This window comes from Microvirga pakistanensis (assembly GCF_004458765.1).
GTDB classification, from domain to species: domain Bacteria; phylum Pseudomonadota; class Alphaproteobacteria; order Rhizobiales; family Beijerinckiaceae; genus Microvirga; species Microvirga pakistanensis.
This window is the reverse complement of record NZ_SPJX01000138.1, coordinates 31,431-46,783: the sequence shown is the minus strand read 5'-3', so window position 1 is coordinate 46,783 and position 15,353 is coordinate 31,431. Positions and strand designations below refer to the sequence as shown.

Genomic DNA, 15,353 nt, shown 5'->3' with positions numbered 1-15,353 from the left:
ATCCTTATAGGTCTTGCCCCTGACAGTTTCTGTCAGGAGGGGCTTACGGGCGCAGATCAAGCGGCTGTTTCATAGTCAGGGTGACTGCGACCGAGCAACTGTTCGGCAGCGCTTAATCCGCAGCACGCCGGGCCATATCATCCTGGAGAGCACGAGGTTACTTGGGGCAGCTATGGGGTGCTTAGGGGCAGCCTCATTGAGGGCAGGCAACCGTATCGGGAGAGCGGGCTCGTGAAACGAGTCAATAACTGGGTGCCCCACAGATCCTTACACTCCCCATCATTAGGAAAATACCAGCGCAGGGTGAGACGCTGGTTGCTACACGGTTAGGATTGTTGATCCGGTGGTCTTACGAGCCTGCAGGTCCTGATGGGCCTTGGCTGCATCCCGTAATGAATAGATTTGGTTGATCTCGATCTTGACCTTCCCCGAGAGCACGACATCGAACAGATCCCGGGCCATAACCAGGAGATCAGCCCGTTTTGCGGCATAAGTCCCCAAGGTGGGGCGCGTGACATAGAGCGAGCCCTTTTGGGCCAGGATACTTAGATTGACGGGTTCGACGGCACCGGAGGATTGCCCGAAAAGCACCATGAGCCCCCGCGGGGCAAGACAGTCCAACGAGGCAGAGAAGGTGTCCTTGCCGATTGAGTCGTACACGACCGGCACCATGCTGCCGTTGGTGATCTCCCTCACCCGCTCGACGAAGTTCTCGCGCGTATAGACGATGGGGTAATCGCAGCCGTAAGCCTTGGCGAGTTTAGCTTTCTCGTCGCTGCCAACCGTGCCGATCACAGTCGCGCCCAGCGCCTTGGCCCATTGGCACGCGATGAGGCCAACCCCGCCAGCCGCGGCATGGAACAGGATGGTGTCGCCTTGTTTGACCTTGTAGGTTTGTCGGATCAGGTACTGGGCGGTCATGCCCTTGAGCATCATCGCGGCCGCCTGCTGATCAGTGATGCCGTCCGGTAAGACGACCAGACGATCGACCGGTATGACCCGCTTTTCGGAATAGGCGCCCTGGGGCCCGCCGGAGTAGGCAACCCTGTCGCCGACCTTCACGTCGATCACGCCTGGACCAACTGCCTCGACCACGCCAGCCGCCTCCGTGCCGAGACAACTTGGCAGTGAAGCCGAGTACGTGCCAGAGCGCACGTAGGTGTCGACATAGTTCAGTCCGATGGCGGTGTGCCGGACACGAGCTTCACCTGGCCCGGGCTGGCCGACGGCAACTTCCTCCCAGATGAGGACCTCAGGACCTCCAGTCTCGTGGAAGCGAATAGCGTGGGTCATGATGTCGTTCCCTTCTGAGCCAGGTTACGGCTCCACATTAGGCGAAGATCAAATGTCTGTATGGCGTCAAAGTGCGCTGTGAATAATGCTAACTTATGGAAGGCTACCGGTCCGACCGGTCACCATCGAGGACGCCGAGATCGCGGAGCAGATGGTCGGAAAATTCATGTTCGTTGAAGAAGACCACTGTCGGCTTGCGGAAGGCAAAGCCGAAAATTCGGAGCGCCAGGGCGATAGTCACGCGCGTTCGCGGAATTCTGTTCTTCGGGATGACAAACATTGAACGCTCCATGGCCGCGATCCGTCGAAGCTGCGTCGCTGGCTGAGATAAGCCTGTGGACAGGGCATTGACAAAATGAAAGTGAGAGCCGTCCTATAAGCCGTCTTTATGAGTGCGCGATGCAAAAGCTGCCCCCCATGAGCGCCGTTCGCGTGTTTGAGGCGACTGCGCGCCTCCAGAGCTTCTCGCGCGCTGCAGATGAACTCGGCCTTACCCAGGCTGCCGTCAGCTATCAGATCAAGGTCCTGGAGGATCGCCTGGGGACCTCGCTGTTCACGCGCACAGCCCGGCAGGTCTCCCTGACGGAAACAGGCAAGCGACTTGCTCCTTCGATCAACGAAGCCTTTCAGATCATGCGCGATGCCTTTCAGGCGGTCTCCGAGGGTGACGAGACTGTCTTGGCCATCACAGTGTTCCAGACGTTTGCCGCCAACTGGCTTGTCCCTCGCCTTGGGGGGTTTCAGCTGTCTCATCCGAGTTTGGCGGTTCGTCTCGATACATCCATGGACCTTGTCGACCTGATCCGAGGTGAGTTCGATGTAGGCATCAGAAGCGGTATGGGCGATTGGCCAGGGCTGGAAGTCCATGAGCTGTTTCCCAGCAGGTTCGTACCTGTCTGCAGCCCTCAGTTTCTCGAGCGTGCTGGTCCGCTGAAAGAGCCGGCAGATCTCCTGAAGCTGCCCTTAGTAAGCCCGCGTGATCCGTGGTGGGCGCCTTGGTTTTCTCAAGCGGGCGTACCGAATGTCGATCTCACACGAGGTCCTGACCTCAATCTCGGGATCCAGTTGCTGGAGGGCGCCTCTGCCCTTGCTGGGCACGGAGTTGCGATTGTAGCACCCGCCTTCTTCGCCAATGAGCTTGCAACCGGCCGGTTGATTGCCCCATTCGACATTCTTGCGGAGGACGGGCGCAGTTATTGGCTCGTCTACCCGAAAACCCGCAGCCGCTCGGCGAAGATCCGTGCTTTCCGAGACTGGCTTCTGGAAGAGGTCAGGACATCCTGCGTCCGCCGTTCATCGACCATGTCTCTGGACAAGGCTCTGTTGCGTTAACTTGGGACGGGCATAACGATCCCGGGCGAATGGGAGCTCAGGCGGCACAGCCGAAGAACTGGCTGCCAACATTGACTTCGCCTGTAGCGCCCGACTGCTGCAGAACGCAGTGGCTGCGGCGGACCATCCATATCATCTCGAAGCTTTGGATCGTAGCGTAGACTGTTGACATTCCCTGAAAGCCGCAGGTTAGCCGGACGGGGATGCTACGCAAATCTTAGTCAGAAACTGTTGGGTTAAATGTTGTGGCATGACGAGGCCTGTCAGATATAAGCGCCATTGTCTGTGAGTAGGCGGGAGGGATTGACCCCGTCCGATACTGCCGCATCAATGATTTATCGTGCCGCTCGGCATCGGAGCCTCACGCCGAATAACAGCGTGACGGATGTTTCGCAAACCCTTTGTTTCAGAGTTTCAGCTACTGCTCTCAGGGTTCTTTCGCGAAATTTGGATCGGGACAGAAGGAGGGCTGTTCCACCCGTAAGCCTCACGCAGCCAGGATGTTGAACTGCTCGGCGAGGAGAGCTGTGAACGGCAGGCATACTTCGCCTGCCCTTTCCGTATCATGTGAACCGTCTCAATCCCACTGGAAGAAGGAACTCGGAAGGCACTGCGAGCAGCCGCGCCTGAGAGGAGTTAGAGAGTTAGGGCAAGTTGTCGCCTCCTCTCAGATCACCGTTGCCGAGCTCCGTGGTTCAGGCTGTCACAAGCGGGCCGTCTCCTCCGTCTTTATGGCGTATTGCAGCCAACAGACAGGAGGACGCTATGCATCCCAGAATCGACTATCCCCGCGTTGCCCCCGATGCTTTTAACGCAATGCTGGCGCTCAAGGCTTACGTCAGGCGGAGCGGTCTCGAACCGAGCCTGCTCGACCTGGGCAAGATTCGCGCGTCGCAGATCAATGGATGCGCCTATTGCATTCACCTGCACACCCGCGAGGCCCGCAGCCGCGGCGAAAGCGAAGAGCGGCTCTATCTTCTCAATGCCTGGCGTGAATCGCCGTTCTATACGGACAAGGAGCGGGCTGCACTCGCCTGGACCGCGGCCGTCGCCCTCGTTTCCGAGACGTCCGTCCCCGACGATGTGTTCGATGACGCCCGCCGGCATCTCTCGGAAGAGGAACTGGTCAAGCTGACGGTAGCGGTCGGCACCATCAACGCTTGGAACCGGATCGCGATCAGCATGCGGGCGGTTCATCCGGTAGGTGCAGGGGCCGGTCGGCAATCTGCCGGGTTTGCGCATCACAGCAACAAGATCTCGGCCGTGGCCGGCTAGGCGGTTCATGTGCAACGCTCTGCAAGGGTATCGAACATGAGAGCAGATCTCAGTAATCCGTGGATCGGCTTGTCGGTCGTTCTCTCCGCTACCTTCATGGCGATCATGGACGTGTTCATCACCGTGGTGGCGGCACCTTCAATCCGTGCGGACCTGGACGCCAGTGCCGCCGACCTCCAACTCGTGCTTGCGTCCTACAATTTCGCCTTTGGGCTTACGTTCATCATTGGAGGCCGCTTCGGTGACCTTTTTGGCCGGCGGCGGATCTTCTCCCTGGGGCTCGCCCTCTTTACGACCGCGTCTGTAGCTGCAAGTCTTGCACCGGGGGCCGAGGCGCTCATCCTCGCACGGATCATCCTCGGAGCGGCTGCAGGCTTTATGACGCCGCAGGTCTTCTCGATCATTCAGGTGACCTTCGAAGGCGAGCGCCGCGGATGGCCCTCGCCGCCTTTGCTATTATTTCAGGCATTGCCGCCACCGTCGCGCAGATCATTGGCGGCCTCCTGATTACTGCCGATCTGTTTGGCCTTGGCTGGCGGTCGATATTCCTGGTCAACGTGCCGGTGGGTCTGGTGGCACTTGCCGCGGCCCAGATCTGGGTGAGCGAGAGCAGGGCGCCGGAAGCTGACAGGCATTCTCTCGACATGATCGGCGTATTATTGCTGCTCCTCCCCCTCGGGTCCCTCACCGCACCGCTCACGCTGGGTTCCGAGCAGGGGTGGCCATCTTGGTCTCTCGTCAGTCTCGCTCTGGTTCCGCTCCTGGGCGGACTCCTTGCCGGCTGGCTGCGTCGGCGCCAATCGATGGGCCGCGCACCGCTTGTTGAACTATCCCTCCTGACCAAGCGGCGGTTTGTGGCCGGCAATCTGATGGCGATGCTGTTCTATGCCAGCAATGCAGCCCTCTTTGTCGCCCTGCCCGTCTTCGTGCAGTCGGGGCTCGGGCATTCACCCCTCACCTCCGGCCTCCTCTTTGCTCCGCTGGCGTTGGTCTTTTCAGCAACGTCGGCCTGGGCTGGGGACCTGACTGCCCGACATGGCTACGGCCTGGTGGCGGTCGGCGGCTTGCTCCTCCTGGCGGCCTATGGCTGCTTGGCCCTTGCTGCCAGTGCAGGCAATCTGCAGATTTCCGGTTGGCCGCTCCTCCCCGGCCTCATCCTGGCAGGCACCGGGATGGGCTTCGTCCAGCCGACAATCAGCTATACAGCGCTCGAGCCTGTGGCGCCTGCTGAAGTTGGCTCCGCTTCTGGCGTGCTCAACACCAGTTTCGAACTGGGCTACGGGTTGGGGTCGGTCGTGGCCGGCATGTTTAGCTTTAGCGCTGCGGGTGTTGCCGAGACAATTGCCGGCTGCTTGTACCTGACCTCAGGTCTCGTAATCCTGATGATGGTGACCTCCTACGCCTGTCGACAGCCTATCCTGTCCCTACGAACTGGGCGGCAATGGTCGGCAGACAGCGCGCGATGATTGCATCTCAAGACGCACAGCTGGCATACTTGGCCCAAGCAGGCGTGGCGGAGTGTGCCCTCTAATCTCTGCAAGCTAGCGCAGCCGGTCCTACTCAACCGGCTATGGGACAGCCTGACGCCTCTCGGCCAGGCGCCGCAACGCATTCGCGGTTTCCGCATCGGCCGGGAAGAAGGCCTCGATGGCGAGCTCCGACAGCGTCACGTCCACCGGGGTACCGAATATCGTCGTGGTGCTGAAGAGGGTCAGCACGCCCTCCTCCATGGTGAGCTGCAGGGGCACGACAATGCCGGCATAGTCATGCGCCGCCTTGGGAGCCCGTGCCGCCGCATCGGGAGTGGGATAGGCGCGCAGCTCCTCGATCAGACCGGCGAGCGCTGCGTCGCCGGTGGCCTCCACCTGCTTATGCAGGCGATGAACAAGATGGTTGCGCCACTCGGTGAAGTTCACGATGCGACGGGCGAGGCCTGCCGGATGAACGCTCAGGCGCAGCACGTTCACCGGCGGCTTCATCAGGGCCGGATCCACATCACCGATCAGCGAGACGAGCGCGTCGTTGGCCGAGACCAGTGACCAGTGCCGGTCGACGGCGAGCGCCGGATAAGGATCGTGCCCCTTGAGCACGAGATCCACCGCCTGGCGCACGCTCGCCAGCGCCGGGTCGTCCAGGGAGCGTTCCGAATAGACCGGCGCATAGCCCGCCGAGACTAGCACAATGTTGCGCTCGCGCAGGGGCATGTCGAGTTTCTCCGCCAAGAGCAGCACCATCTCGCGGCTCGGCTGCGAACGGCCCGTCTCGAGGAAGCTCAGGTGCCGCGTGGAGATCTCTGCCTCCAGCGCCAGGTCCATTTGGCTCATGCGCCGGCGCTGGCGCCATTCACGAAGATAATCGCTGACATGTCTCGGACTGTTCACGGGTTGAGTGCTCCTAACATCGTGAACGGACCATACCCTGCACCAGGCGGGCCTTCCATGACCTCGGAGGTAATCGACCGCACATTGGGCTTCCGCAATCCTGTCTTCACGGTTGAGGCCTTCAGCCGATGAACGACAGGAGACAGTCATGACGACCATCCATTCATCCCCGCTGCTTCGCCAGGCCCTCGTGGCCGATGCCAGCACGACCGCTGCCTTTGGGCTCCTGATGCTGATCGGCGCCGGGCCTGTGGGCAATGCCCTCGGCCTGCCGGAGACACTTCTGCGTACTCTCGGTGTTCTTCTCTTGCCCTTTGCCATTTTCATGGGCTGGCTCGGCGTGCGTGAAACCATCCAGAAGCCAATCGCATGGCTGGTGATTGTCGTGAATGCGATCTGGATCATCGACAGCTTCCTGCTTCTGGTGAGCGGATGGATATCGCCGACGAGAGCCGGCTATGCATTCGTGATCGCCCAGGCGCTTGCGGTGCTGATGTATGCGGAGTTCAAGTACGTTGGCCTGCGCCGCTCGGTACCAGCAGCGGCATAGAGCATCGAGCCAATCCGATTATGAAATGCCCGGCCTAGCGCCGGGCATTCTTTCGGGAAGGGACATATTATGGATCATCGGATGGTTGATGATAGAATGTCTTACATGCCTGACCGATCACCTGACCTGAGACATATTCCCCACGAGGCTCTGTCACGGGAACTGAAGTGGAGCCGTCAAAGGCCTGATGAGCGGCCTCACTCAAGCGGCGGCGGTCGCAGATTGCCATTGCTTCGCAGCCTCGGCCCTGAAGGCGCGCAACGCACGGCGGGAGACGAGCTGACCTTCATCCTTCCGACTGCCGACGCAGAGACAGTTCGACAGAAGGGCTTCCGGAACTTGGCCAGTTTGAATTGGGGAGAGACCCGGCAGTTTGATGCCGGGACGGGAAGCGTGACTATCACTGCGGTTCGCGCGCGGCATTCACATAATCCACTCACCGCACAGGCTCTCGGCATAGGTAACGGCTATTGGATCGAGTTCAGTCAACAATCCTGGAAAAGGACCTTGTACTGGACCGGGGACACGATGCCGACCGACGACGTCCTAGAGGAAATTCGTCCGAGGGGGGTACCAGACATCATGGTGCCACATGTCGGCGGTGTTGGCACAGCGGGTCCATTCGGACGGATCAGCATGGGCAGCGGCGACGTCGTCAGACTTGCCTCCGTACTCCGCCCGCAATTCGTCCTCCCCATTCATCACTCCACCTATGCATTTTATCGTGAGCCAATCAGCGATCTTGTCGCGGCGAGCAAGGGAAAACCATACAGGCTGGATCTCATTGCTGAGGGCTCAGAGATAATCTATCCGTAGGTTGCGCAGGGCGAACAAGGAACCCAGCCGTTTGGCACCGTCACTAAAGCATCTGGCGGATTGACTCTCCGTGATGGTTAGTTAGCCACGGGGACTCGGGCTGCTTTGGAGCGTCCTCAGCATAGGGGCGTCGATTGCGGCACGGTTTGTTTCCGCCCTTCTACTCTACGCTGCGGTTTACAGCAGGGGACATGTGTAAAGTGACGGCCCAGAATATGATCGTCAGCACACCTATACTCGCGCCGGCAATGCATACACCGGGCCAGCCGGCATAGGCGTATACCATCGTGGATGTCGATGAACCAAACGCACTTCCGAGCGAATAGAAGACCATGTAGATTGCCGTCAAACGGCTCTGGGCCTCCGGACGGACGCGATAGATCATGCCCTGATTGGTTACATGGACCGCCTGCAACCCGAAGTCGATGAGGATCACGCCCGCGACCAGCCAGAGAATCGATTGTGGCAGGAGCGAGATCGGCAGCCAAGCCACGAACATCAGAGTCAAGGCGATGGCGGTCGTGCGCTGGCCATGGCCCTCGTCGACCCAAACTCCAGCCCTTGATGCACCCAGCGCCCCGGCGGCCCCGGCGAGACCGAAGAGCCCAACTTCCGTGTGCGAAAGGGAGAACGGAGGCGCACTCAACGGGAGCACCAGAGGCGTCAGGAGCATCGTCACATTGGCGAAGATGAGCATCGCGATGACGCCTCGGATGCGCAGCACAGGTTCTTGCGCCAACAGAGCGAAGAGCGACGCGATCAGACGCGGGTATGTGCTCCTCTGTCGGCTGGACCGCTGCTGCGGCAGTAGCATCCAAAGCAGTGCTGTCATGGCCAGCGTGAGGACGGCCGAAATCAGATACACGGCACGCCATCCTGCCAGATCCGCCAGTGTTCCGGCGATTGTCCTGGCTAGCAGAATTCCCAAGACGATGCCGCTCGTGACGACACCAACGACCTGACCGCGCTTCGCAGGTGGCGCCAAGCTCGCCGCATAGGCAACGAAGGCCTGTGTCGCGACGGCCAACAGCCCTGTCGCGGCCATGGAGGCGAGGAGCATTCCGCTGTTGGCCGAGAAGCCGACAGCGGCAAGCGCAAGGACCGAAAGGAGTGACTGTCCCACAACCAACTTGCGGCGATCTACGAGGTCCCCGAGAGGTACCAATAGAATCAGGCCGAGCCCATATCCTATCTGCGTCACTGCAACAATCGCGCCAACGTTTGCATGGGATAGGCCGAGATCATCAGCCATGATGTCGAGCAGCGGATGAGCGAAATAGACGTTTGCGACAGCCAGTCCGCTTGCGGCAGCAAAGAGGAAGGTGATGGAGCGGGAAAGCGAGGCTGACGGCTGCGGCTCGACTGCCGGTGCCTTTCCGGCGGCTTCATCCTGGTGTGTGGTCTCGTGAGAGCGTGCGTCACCGTTCGCGGCGGCGCTGGGCGCCACCCTATGGCCTATCGTCATGGCTGTGCGTCCCGGATCTTTTGGTTGCATAATGCAACCATTTGGTCAGTAGCAGGTTCGGTTTTATAATGCAACCGCCAAGGCCAGGTTCGGTGGCTTGGCCATGAGGTCGATGATGGTGAAGCGAAAGAGTCTTCAGGGCGACTACTGCCCTAGCGCGAGATCACTCGACGTGATCGGCGACTGGTGGTCGCTCCTGATCGTCCGCGACGCCTTCGATGGATTGACTCGTTTTGGCGAGTTCCAGAAAAACCTGGGTATTGCCAAGAACATTCTGTCCGACCGCCTGCGTACGTTGACTGAGCGCGGCATCCTGAAGGTAGTCGCCTCGTCTGACGGGGGCGCCCACCAAGAGTATCACCTGACCGCCATGGGGCGCGACCTCTTTCCGGTCATGGTGGCCCTCAGACAATGGGGCGAGCAGTATCTGTTCAAGCCAGGAGAGAAGCATTCAAAGCTGGTCGAGCGGAAGACGGGCCAGGCAATACGGCTTGAGGTCCGAACAGAGGATGGCCGTTCGATCTCACCGGAGGAGTCCGTTATCCTGAAAGTACCCCATTCGCCTTGAGTGTCGGGTCAGCTCTAGGCCCTCCCATGAGGTTGGGCCAGTGAATGTGAAAGTTTTGGGGTAGACTGGACCGGATCCGTCGCAAATTTTGCTGAGTGTCAAGATATTGGCCAGTCCGGATACAATGCTCAGGCAGCCAGGATCTCAAACTGCTCTGCGAGCGAGAGATGCATATTGCGGGCATACTTCGCCTGCTGTTTGCGCATCATGTGGATCATCTCGATGCCTCCCAGGATCGCACGCGCGCTATCAATGGTCTGAAACCCGAGCATCGGCCGCACCCGTTTCTTAATGGCCCGATGATCCTGCGCAATGCGATTGTTCAGATAGGCACTTTGCCGAATGCGGATGGGTTTCAAGTCACGCCGCGATCTCCTCTGGAGCCGGTCTACGGTATCGCAGGCCAGGATTGCCTCACGATTGGTTTGGCTGCCGTCAATCACGATCCGCTCAGGCCGGCCATGCCGCTTGAGTGCTTTGCTCAGGAACCGTTTGGCGGCTGTCAGATTGCTTCCGGCTGATGGGGCGCTTGTGTCGATTGAACCGCTCGAGAAGCTCGGGTGAGTAATGGACCGCCCAGCGACCGACCGTAGCGTGGTCCACCTCAATACCCCGCTCAGCCATCATCTCTTCCAAATTCCGGAGGCTGAGATTGTAGGCGAGATACCAGCGGACACAGAGCAGGATTACTGATCGATCAAAATGCCTGCCCTTAAACACTGCTGCCTCCGCTACTGTGACTGCGGTCTCAGTAGTTGAAACTATGAAACAAAAAGTTTGCGACAAATCCTTATGTAATTGCTCCGTCTTGCCCCAGAGATGGGTCTCTCGCGTGAACGCTCCTCCCTAATTGGTGATGCTCCATTCTTTGGACAGCAACCAAATCTGCTCTGCCACAAAAATGCGCATGTGGAGTGAGCGCTGACAACAATCCCAGGACACAGATTTCTTGAAGCGACCACTCATTCATATATATTTCGTTTCATGAGCAAGACCAGGAACCCAGTCCAGCGCGGCCGCCCGGTGAATGAGCAGGCCCGTCACGAGCGTATGACCCAGATTCTCGACGGCGCACGTATATGCTTCATCGGGCGCGGATTTCATGCCTCCTCCATCTCCGAGATCAGCGCGACCGCCGGCGTCAGCGTCGCTAACATCTATCAGTACTATCCCAACAAGGAGGCGCTGATTCTCGCGCTGATCGAGGCGGACCTGAAGCGCCATCACGATATGATCGTCCGATTCTGGGCAGGCGATCTAGGCCCAGCGGCTGTCAAAAGGGCCCTCAGCGATATTTTCCTGACCAAGGAAGGTCACGATATCGCGGTTCTCCGCGTAGAAATCGCGAGTGAGGGTGCACGCAACCCGGAAGTCGCCGCCATGCTTCGCCGCTCCGAGGTCGGGCTCATCCAGGTTCTGCAACGCAGCATTCTTGCTGCCCGGGATGAAGGGCGTGTGCCCCGCGACATCGACCCAATCGCCGTCGGCGAACGCCTGTCCCTTGTTTTCGAAGGTATCATGCGCCTTTACGTCTTTTCCCCCTCTGACGGCGCGATCCTGCTTGATCGCTATTATGGCCAAGTCGCGGAAAGCCTGCATCTGACCGCTTGACCCGTCTCTATCGGAGCTGATGGGAGATAGGCAGTTGACATTATATAAGTGACCACTCACATATATATCTATGGCTGATGCGCCGAGGGATGGAAGCCCTGATGCCCAATGCAGCCTGATGATCATGCCGGATCCCGCTCACGGTTTGATCTCTCCTCCGGAGACCGCGGAGATCCCAAAGGACCAAAGCCATGACCCAACACTTCTCGACCCCGCATTTTTCGACCCAGTCCGAGCCGCGCCCGAACTGGATCAACGGCACCTGGAACAATGGAGGCACAATCGGAGAGACGATCAGCCCGTCGACCGGAAAGGCGCTCGGCCGCTATGTCGATATCGGCCCTGAGGAAGCGCGTCAGGCGATCGAAGCCGCCCGTGCTGCGTTCGATACAACGAGTTGGTCGCGAGACCGGAGCCTGCGCTCTCGCGCCCTGTTTGAGCTGGCCGACCGCATTGAGGCGTCTGGGGCTGAGATGGCGCTCATGCTCAGCCGCGAGGGTGGCAAGCTGCTCGCTCAGACGCAGTGGGAGCTGCAAGGGTCGGTCGAGTGGCTCCGCTATTCCGCCGCGAGCGCCATGCTTCAGACGGGCGGCCGGGCCCTTGAGACGGCTCCGGGAGTGTACTTCCACTCCGACCCCGAGCCGATGGGCGTGGTCGGCGTGATCTCGCCCTGGAACTCGCCGATCGTCCTCTCCATCCGCGCCATCGGCCCGGCTCTTGCCGCGGGATGCACCGTCGTTCTCAAGATGCCGCATCAGACCGCGTTGACCAATGCGCTGTTCGCCGAGGCGGTGGCTGCAACGACACTTCTCCCGGCCGGCGCACTGAATGTCATTACCGAGAGCGGCAGCATCGGTGCGGCCATGCTCGTCGACTCCCCTGACGTGAACGCGATCAGTTATACGGGCAGCACCAAGGTCGGGCGGATCATTGCCAAGAACGGCGCCAGGACGCTGAAGCGGCTCAACCTTGAACTGGGCGGGAAGACGCCACTGGTTGTCTTTGACGATGCGGACCTTAGCGTCGTCGTTCCGCAGATCGTCACGGCTTTGGTTGTGATGAACGGGCAGTTCTGCTGCACGGGATCGCGTGTGCTCGTCCAGCGCGGCATCGCCGGCGCCCTCCGGGAGGCGCTGATCGAGGCTTATCAGAATGTCCGGCTCGGCGAGAGCGAGGACCCCAATGCTCAACTCGGGCCGTTGATCGACAAGGCAAGTGTCAGGCGGGTGGACGAACTCGTCGCCGAGGCGGCTGCCTCCACCAGAATCCTGGTGCGCGGCGGGCCCGTCACAGAGGGGCCACTGGCCGGTGGCGCGTTCTACAGGCCCACTCTGTTCGAGGTGCAGCCGCTCGACTCCTTCGTCATTCAGAATGAGATCTTCGGCCCGGTGCAGACCTTTGAGGTGTTCGATGATGAAGCCGACGCGATCCACCGCGCCAATGCGACGGAGTTCGGCCTTGCTGCGTCCGTGTTCACCGCAGACGGTGCGCGCGCCCGTCGTGTCGGCAAGGCCATCCAGGCTGGCACCATCTGGATGAACTGCTGGGGCGTGATCTCCGAGCATTTTGAGGAGAGCGGTTTCAAGCAGAGCGGCATCGGCGTGCTGTGCGGCCCTCGCGCCATTGAGCAGTTCCAGGAGATCAAGGTATACGCGTCTGTTGACGCGCCACTGGCTTGATCTCGGCCGGATCGCCACAACATTCTGGGGCGGCAGGCTGAGCCACCTGCAACGAACGACCTCCGCTGCCCTGTCGGCGGAGGTCGCCGACCGCCCGGACATGGAGGTTGGCAGATTGATGTGCTGCTGTTTCTGGGATGTGCTGCTGTTTCTGGGAAAGGTGTACCTGAGTTCGAAACATCGACTAAGGGAATGCCGGCATGACATCTGGTCTCGATGACACATTGGCTTTTGTGAAGGTGGTCCAGGAAGGCAGCTTCACCGCCGCCGCCCAGTCCTTGCGGCTGCCGAAGGCCACGTTCAGCCGGAGAGTCCAGGAGTTGGAGCACCGCCTAAGCGTGCAGCTTCTCCAGACACAGGCAGGATGTCCTCTATATGCTACAAGCCTGAGGGCAACCTGTCTGCGTCTGGAGAAGCAAGCGTGGCGACAAGCAACCTCGACAAAAGCACCGTTCTGGACGAACCGAGTGCACTTGAGGACCTCCTGAACGTCAATGGCGATCCCGGCCCCGAGCCGGCCCTGCCGCTTCACGTGGCCACCTTCCTGGGCGAGCAGCTCCAGGCCTACTACGCAAAGCTCATGAGCGAGCCCGTGCCTGACCGCTTCGTCCAGCTCCTTGCGCAACTGGACGCCAAAGAAAGCCGCTCCGATGGCGAGTGAGGATCCTGTCCGTCAGGCAATGCTCAATGCTATTCCGCATCTGCGCGCCTTTGCCATTTCGCTCACCGGCAACATCACCTATGCGGACGATCTCGTGCAGGCGGCGCTGCTGCGCGGGCTGGAGAACCTGGACAAGTTCCAGCCCGGCACGAGCATGCAGGCCTGGCTCTTCACCATCCTGCGCAACCAGTTCTACACGGAAATGCGCCGCGGCCGTCGGGAGGTGGACGACCCGGAAGGGGCGCTCGCCGGCAAGCTCGCGGTCGTGCCGGAGCAAGGTGCTCGCCTGGACTTCAGCGACATGCAGGCGGCCCTGGCCAAGCTCAGCCCTGAGCAGCGCGAGGCCCTGCTGCTGGTGGGCGCCGAGGGCGTGTCGTACGAGGAGGCGGCCCAGATCTGCGGGACGAACATCGGCACGATCAAGAGCCGCATCAACCGCGCCCGCACCCGCCTGGCGGAGATCCTGGGGCTTGATGCTGACGAGGACCTTGGCCCCGTCTGGTCAAGGCTGCGCTGTTCATGCACACGCCTTGAAACTGGCGGCGGTGCATGGGCCGGCTTGGGTGCTTGCGTCAGCTATTCGGCCATCCGCTCGTCAGGGATCTCGCCAGTAGCCGCGGAACCCGCCTCTACCGCGTTAACGGGCGGAGCATTCTCCACCGTCGCGTCCGAGCGCTCCTGCCCCTGATTGGCAAGCTCCCGCTCGGCCCTGAACCAGTGATCTTCAGGATTGCCGGTGCGGCCCTCGTTCTCCCAGATCTGATAGGCCCGCTGTCGGATCCGCTCATCCTGGCTGGTGGCGATGGCTGCGGCAGACACCGTGTCGGACATGATCATCCCCTTCTCCTGGACAACCGGATCAATGATTACGCTGGAGAGAGGTTCATTCATTCTGACACCGACATTGGCGGATTCGTCGCAAACTTTTCGTTTCAGAGTTTCAGTTACGGTGACCATAGTCACAGGAGCGGAGACAGGGATGTTCAAAGGCAGGCATTTTGACCGGTCGGTGATCCTGCTCTGCGTCCGGTGGTATCTGGCTTACAACCTCAGCCTCCGAAATCTGGAGGAGATGATGGCCGAGCGGGGGATCTCCGTCGATCACGCGACCATTCACAGGTGGATCGTGCGCTACTCGCCCGAATTGCTGAAGCGGTTCAATCGGAGCAAGCGAGCCGTCACCGGCAGGTGGCACGTCGACGAAACATATATTAAGGTGCGCGGGCGATGGACCTATCTCTACCGGGCCATCGACAACCATGGCGACACGGTCGAGTTCTGGTTCAGCGAACGACGGAACCTCATTGCTGCCAAACGGTTTCTACGCAAGGCGCTCAAGCGGCACGGCCGACCTGAGCGGATCGTCATCGACGGCAGCCAGACCAATCGAGAAGCCATCCTGTCGTGTGATGCCGAGAGCCGGCTGCAGGACAGATCGGGGTGCAAGCTGCAGCCCATCAGGATCCGGCAGAGTGCCTACCTGAACAATCGCATCGAACAGGATCATCGCGCGATCAAACGCCGTGTGCGCCCCATGCTCGGCTTCAAATCCGTTGCCAGCGCCCGCGTGATCCTGGGCGGCATCGAGCTGATCCATATGATGCGCAAACAGCAGGCGAAATATGCCTGCAATCAGCGGCTGTCACTCGCCGAGCAATTCGAGCGGCTCGCTGCATGAGCGCGTAACGAAGACCTGCCATTGTCGCGTCCCTGCCTCGGATT

At 60.3% G+C, this 15,353-nt stretch carries 16 protein-coding genes and 3 pseudogenes; 12 read left to right on the top strand and 7 right to left on the bottom strand.

Going from position 1 to position 15,353, the window contains the following annotated elements; all coding sequences use genetic code 11:
* Positions 1 to 318: 318 nt before the first annotated feature.
* Together E4K09_RS04540 and E4K09_RS28805 are read right to left on the bottom strand one after the other, a co-directional pair.
* Positions 319 to 1,293 carry a quinone oxidoreductase family protein gene (locus E4K09_RS04540; RefSeq protein ID WP_134495493.1) on the bottom strand — a complete coding sequence of 325 codons (975 nt, stop codon included), beginning with the start codon at positions 1,291 to 1,293 and terminating at the stop codon, positions 319 to 321.
* Between the two features lie 103 nt (positions 1,294 to 1,396).
* Positions 1,397 to 1,573, bottom strand: a complete 177-nt coding sequence (locus E4K09_RS28805) for a hypothetical protein (RefSeq protein ID WP_166802153.1) — start codon at positions 1,571 to 1,573, stop codon at positions 1,397 to 1,399.
* Positions 1,574 to 1,692: 119 nt separating this feature from the next.
* Between E4K09_RS28805 and gcvA the strand changes: the two genes are divergently transcribed.
* Positions 1,693 to 2,625, top strand: coding sequence for a transcriptional regulator GcvA (gene gcvA / locus E4K09_RS04535; protein ID WP_134495491.1), 933 nt, complete (start codon positions 1,693 to 1,695; stop codon positions 2,623 to 2,625).
* A gap of 487 nt (positions 2,626 to 3,112) precedes the next feature.
* Here gcvA and E4K09_RS30970 read toward each other — a convergent pair.
* Positions 3,113 to 3,210 (bottom strand): annotated as a pseudogene (locus E4K09_RS30970) (IS6 family transposase); the annotation flags it as partial.
* Positions 3,211 to 3,390: 180 nt separating this feature from the next.
* Here E4K09_RS30970 and E4K09_RS04530 point away from each other — a divergent pair.
* Together E4K09_RS04530 and E4K09_RS04520 are read left to right on the top strand one after the other, a co-directional pair.
* On the top strand, positions 3,391 to 3,900 hold the full coding sequence (locus E4K09_RS04530) for a carboxymuconolactone decarboxylase family protein (protein WP_134495490.1): 510 nt from the start codon (positions 3,391 to 3,393) through the stop codon (positions 3,898 to 3,900).
* Positions 3,901 to 3,936: 36 nt separating this feature from the next.
* A pseudogene (locus E4K09_RS04520) lies at positions 3,937 to 5,366 on the top strand (MFS transporter).
* 102 nt (positions 5,367 to 5,468) lie between these two features.
* On the opposite strand, the gene E4K09_RS04515 reads toward E4K09_RS04520, so the two are convergent.
* Positions 5,469 to 6,281: a helix-turn-helix domain-containing protein gene (locus tag E4K09_RS04515; RefSeq protein ID WP_483238014.1), complete on the bottom strand. Its 813-nt coding sequence runs from the start codon at positions 6,279 to 6,281 to the stop codon at positions 5,469 to 5,471.
* A 148-nt stretch (positions 6,282 to 6,429) separates the two neighbouring features.
* On the opposite strand from E4K09_RS04515, the gene E4K09_RS04510 reads away from it, so the two are divergent.
* Together E4K09_RS04510 and E4K09_RS04505 are read left to right on the top strand one after the other, a co-directional pair.
* The gene (locus E4K09_RS04510; RefSeq protein WP_134495483.1) at positions 6,430 to 6,831 is read left to right on the top strand and encodes a hypothetical protein; all 402 of its coding nucleotides are present in this window, start codon (positions 6,430 to 6,432) and stop codon (positions 6,829 to 6,831) included.
* Between the two features lie 228 nt (positions 6,832 to 7,059).
* Complete coding sequence (locus tag E4K09_RS04505; RefSeq protein ID WP_166802152.1) at positions 7,060 to 7,647, top strand: MBL fold metallo-hydrolase; 588 nt, start codon at positions 7,060 to 7,062, stop codon at positions 7,645 to 7,647.
* Between the two features lie 160 nt (positions 7,648 to 7,807).
* Here E4K09_RS04505 and E4K09_RS04500 read toward each other — a convergent pair whose 3' ends face one another.
* Positions 7,808 to 9,112 (bottom strand): MFS transporter, encoded by a 1,305-nt coding sequence (locus E4K09_RS04500; protein WP_134495479.1) that lies wholly within the window; start codon positions 9,110 to 9,112, stop codon positions 7,808 to 7,810.
* A 115-nt stretch (positions 9,113 to 9,227) separates the two neighbouring features.
* On the opposite strand from E4K09_RS04500, the gene E4K09_RS04495 reads away from it, so the two are divergent.
* A complete protein-coding gene (locus E4K09_RS04495; RefSeq protein WP_134495477.1) occupies positions 9,228 to 9,680 on the top strand; it encodes a winged helix-turn-helix transcriptional regulator in 453 nt (150 codons plus the stop codon).
* A gap of 128 nt (positions 9,681 to 9,808) precedes the next feature.
* Here E4K09_RS04495 and E4K09_RS04490 read toward each other — a convergent pair.
* A pseudogene (locus E4K09_RS04490) lies at positions 9,809 to 10,400 on the bottom strand (IS6 family transposase).
* Between the two features lie 264 nt (positions 10,401 to 10,664).
* Here E4K09_RS04490 and E4K09_RS04485 point away from each other — a divergent pair.
* From E4K09_RS04485 to E4K09_RS04465, 5 genes are all read left to right on the top strand, one after another.
* The gene (locus tag E4K09_RS04485; protein WP_134495475.1) at positions 10,665 to 11,291 is read left to right on the top strand and encodes a TetR/AcrR family transcriptional regulator; all 627 of its coding nucleotides are present in this window, start codon (positions 10,665 to 10,667) and stop codon (positions 11,289 to 11,291) included.
* A gap of 191 nt (positions 11,292 to 11,482) precedes the next feature.
* Complete coding sequence (locus E4K09_RS04480) at positions 11,483 to 12,970, top strand: aldehyde dehydrogenase family protein (protein ID WP_134495473.1); 1,488 nt, start codon at positions 11,483 to 11,485, stop codon at positions 12,968 to 12,970.
* Positions 12,971 to 13,170: 200 nt separating this feature from the next.
* Positions 13,171 to 13,458: a LysR family transcriptional regulator gene (locus E4K09_RS04475; protein ID WP_134495471.1), complete on the top strand. Its 288-nt coding sequence runs from the start codon at positions 13,171 to 13,173 to the stop codon at positions 13,456 to 13,458.
* Positions 13,392 to 13,631 carry a NepR family anti-sigma factor gene (locus E4K09_RS04470; protein ID WP_134495469.1) on the top strand — a complete coding sequence of 80 codons (240 nt, stop codon included), beginning with the start codon at positions 13,392 to 13,394 and terminating at the stop codon, positions 13,629 to 13,631. The genes E4K09_RS04475 and E4K09_RS04470 overlap by 67 nt, the downstream gene beginning before the upstream one ends.
* A gap of 19 nt (positions 13,632 to 13,650) precedes the next feature.
* Positions 13,651 to 14,319, top strand: coding sequence for a sigma-70 family RNA polymerase sigma factor (locus tag E4K09_RS04465; RefSeq protein WP_244610359.1), 669 nt, complete (start codon positions 13,651 to 13,653; stop codon positions 14,317 to 14,319).
* On the opposite strand, the gene E4K09_RS04460 is transcribed toward E4K09_RS04465, so the two are convergent.
* Positions 14,208 to 14,462, bottom strand: coding sequence for a DUF2934 domain-containing protein (locus tag E4K09_RS04460; protein ID WP_166802151.1), 255 nt, complete (start codon positions 14,460 to 14,462; stop codon positions 14,208 to 14,210). The genes E4K09_RS04465 and E4K09_RS04460 overlap by 112 nt on opposite strands.
* A 148-nt stretch (positions 14,463 to 14,610) precedes the next feature.
* Here E4K09_RS04460 and E4K09_RS04455 point away from each other — a divergent pair, with 148 nt between their 5' ends.
* The gene (locus tag E4K09_RS04455) at positions 14,611 to 15,309 is read left to right on the top strand and encodes an IS6 family transposase (RefSeq protein ID WP_134495519.1); all 699 of its coding nucleotides are present in this window, start codon (positions 14,611 to 14,613) and stop codon (positions 15,307 to 15,309) included.
* Positions 15,310 to 15,353 lie beyond the last annotated feature (44 nt).

Excerpts from the sequence above, each read along its gene's own strand:
- E4K09_RS04540 (WP_134495493.1), bottom strand. The coding sequence starts at position 1,293 with ATGACCCACGCTATTCGCTTCCACGAGACTGGAGGTCCTGAGGTCCTC.
- E4K09_RS28805 (WP_166802153.1), bottom strand. The coding sequence starts at position 1,573 with ATGTTTGTCATCCCGAAGAACAGAATTCCGCGAACGCGCGTGACTATC.
- gcvA (WP_134495491.1), top strand. The coding sequence starts at position 1,693 with ATGCAAAAGCTGCCCCCCATGAGCGCCGTTCGCGTGTTTGAGGCGACT.
- E4K09_RS04530 (WP_134495490.1), top strand. The coding sequence starts at position 3,391 with ATGCATCCCAGAATCGACTATCCCCGCGTTGCCCCCGATGCTTTTAAC.
- E4K09_RS04510 (WP_134495483.1), top strand. The coding sequence starts at position 6,430 with ATGACGACCATCCATTCATCCCCGCTGCTTCGCCAGGCCCTCGTGGCC.
- E4K09_RS04500 (WP_134495479.1), bottom strand. The coding sequence starts at position 9,112 with ATGACGATAGGCCATAGGGTGGCGCCCAGCGCCGCCGCGAACGGTGAC.
- E4K09_RS04495 (WP_134495477.1), top strand. The coding sequence starts at position 9,228 with ATGGTGAAGCGAAAGAGTCTTCAGGGCGACTACTGCCCTAGCGCGAGA.
- E4K09_RS04485 (WP_134495475.1), top strand. The coding sequence starts at position 10,665 with ATGAGCAAGACCAGGAACCCAGTCCAGCGCGGCCGCCCGGTGAATGAG.
- E4K09_RS04480 (WP_134495473.1), top strand. The coding sequence starts at position 11,483 with ATGACCCAACACTTCTCGACCCCGCATTTTTCGACCCAGTCCGAGCCG.
- E4K09_RS04475 (WP_134495471.1), top strand. The coding sequence starts at position 13,171 with ATGACATCTGGTCTCGATGACACATTGGCTTTTGTGAAGGTGGTCCAG.
- E4K09_RS04465 (WP_244610359.1), top strand. The coding sequence starts at position 13,651 with ATGCTCAATGCTATTCCGCATCTGCGCGCCTTTGCCATTTCGCTCACC.
- E4K09_RS04460 (WP_166802151.1), bottom strand. The coding sequence starts at position 14,462 with ATGTCCGACACGGTGTCTGCCGCAGCCATCGCCACCAGCCAGGATGAG.
- E4K09_RS04455 (WP_134495519.1), top strand. The coding sequence starts at position 14,611 with ATGTTCAAAGGCAGGCATTTTGACCGGTCGGTGATCCTGCTCTGCGTC.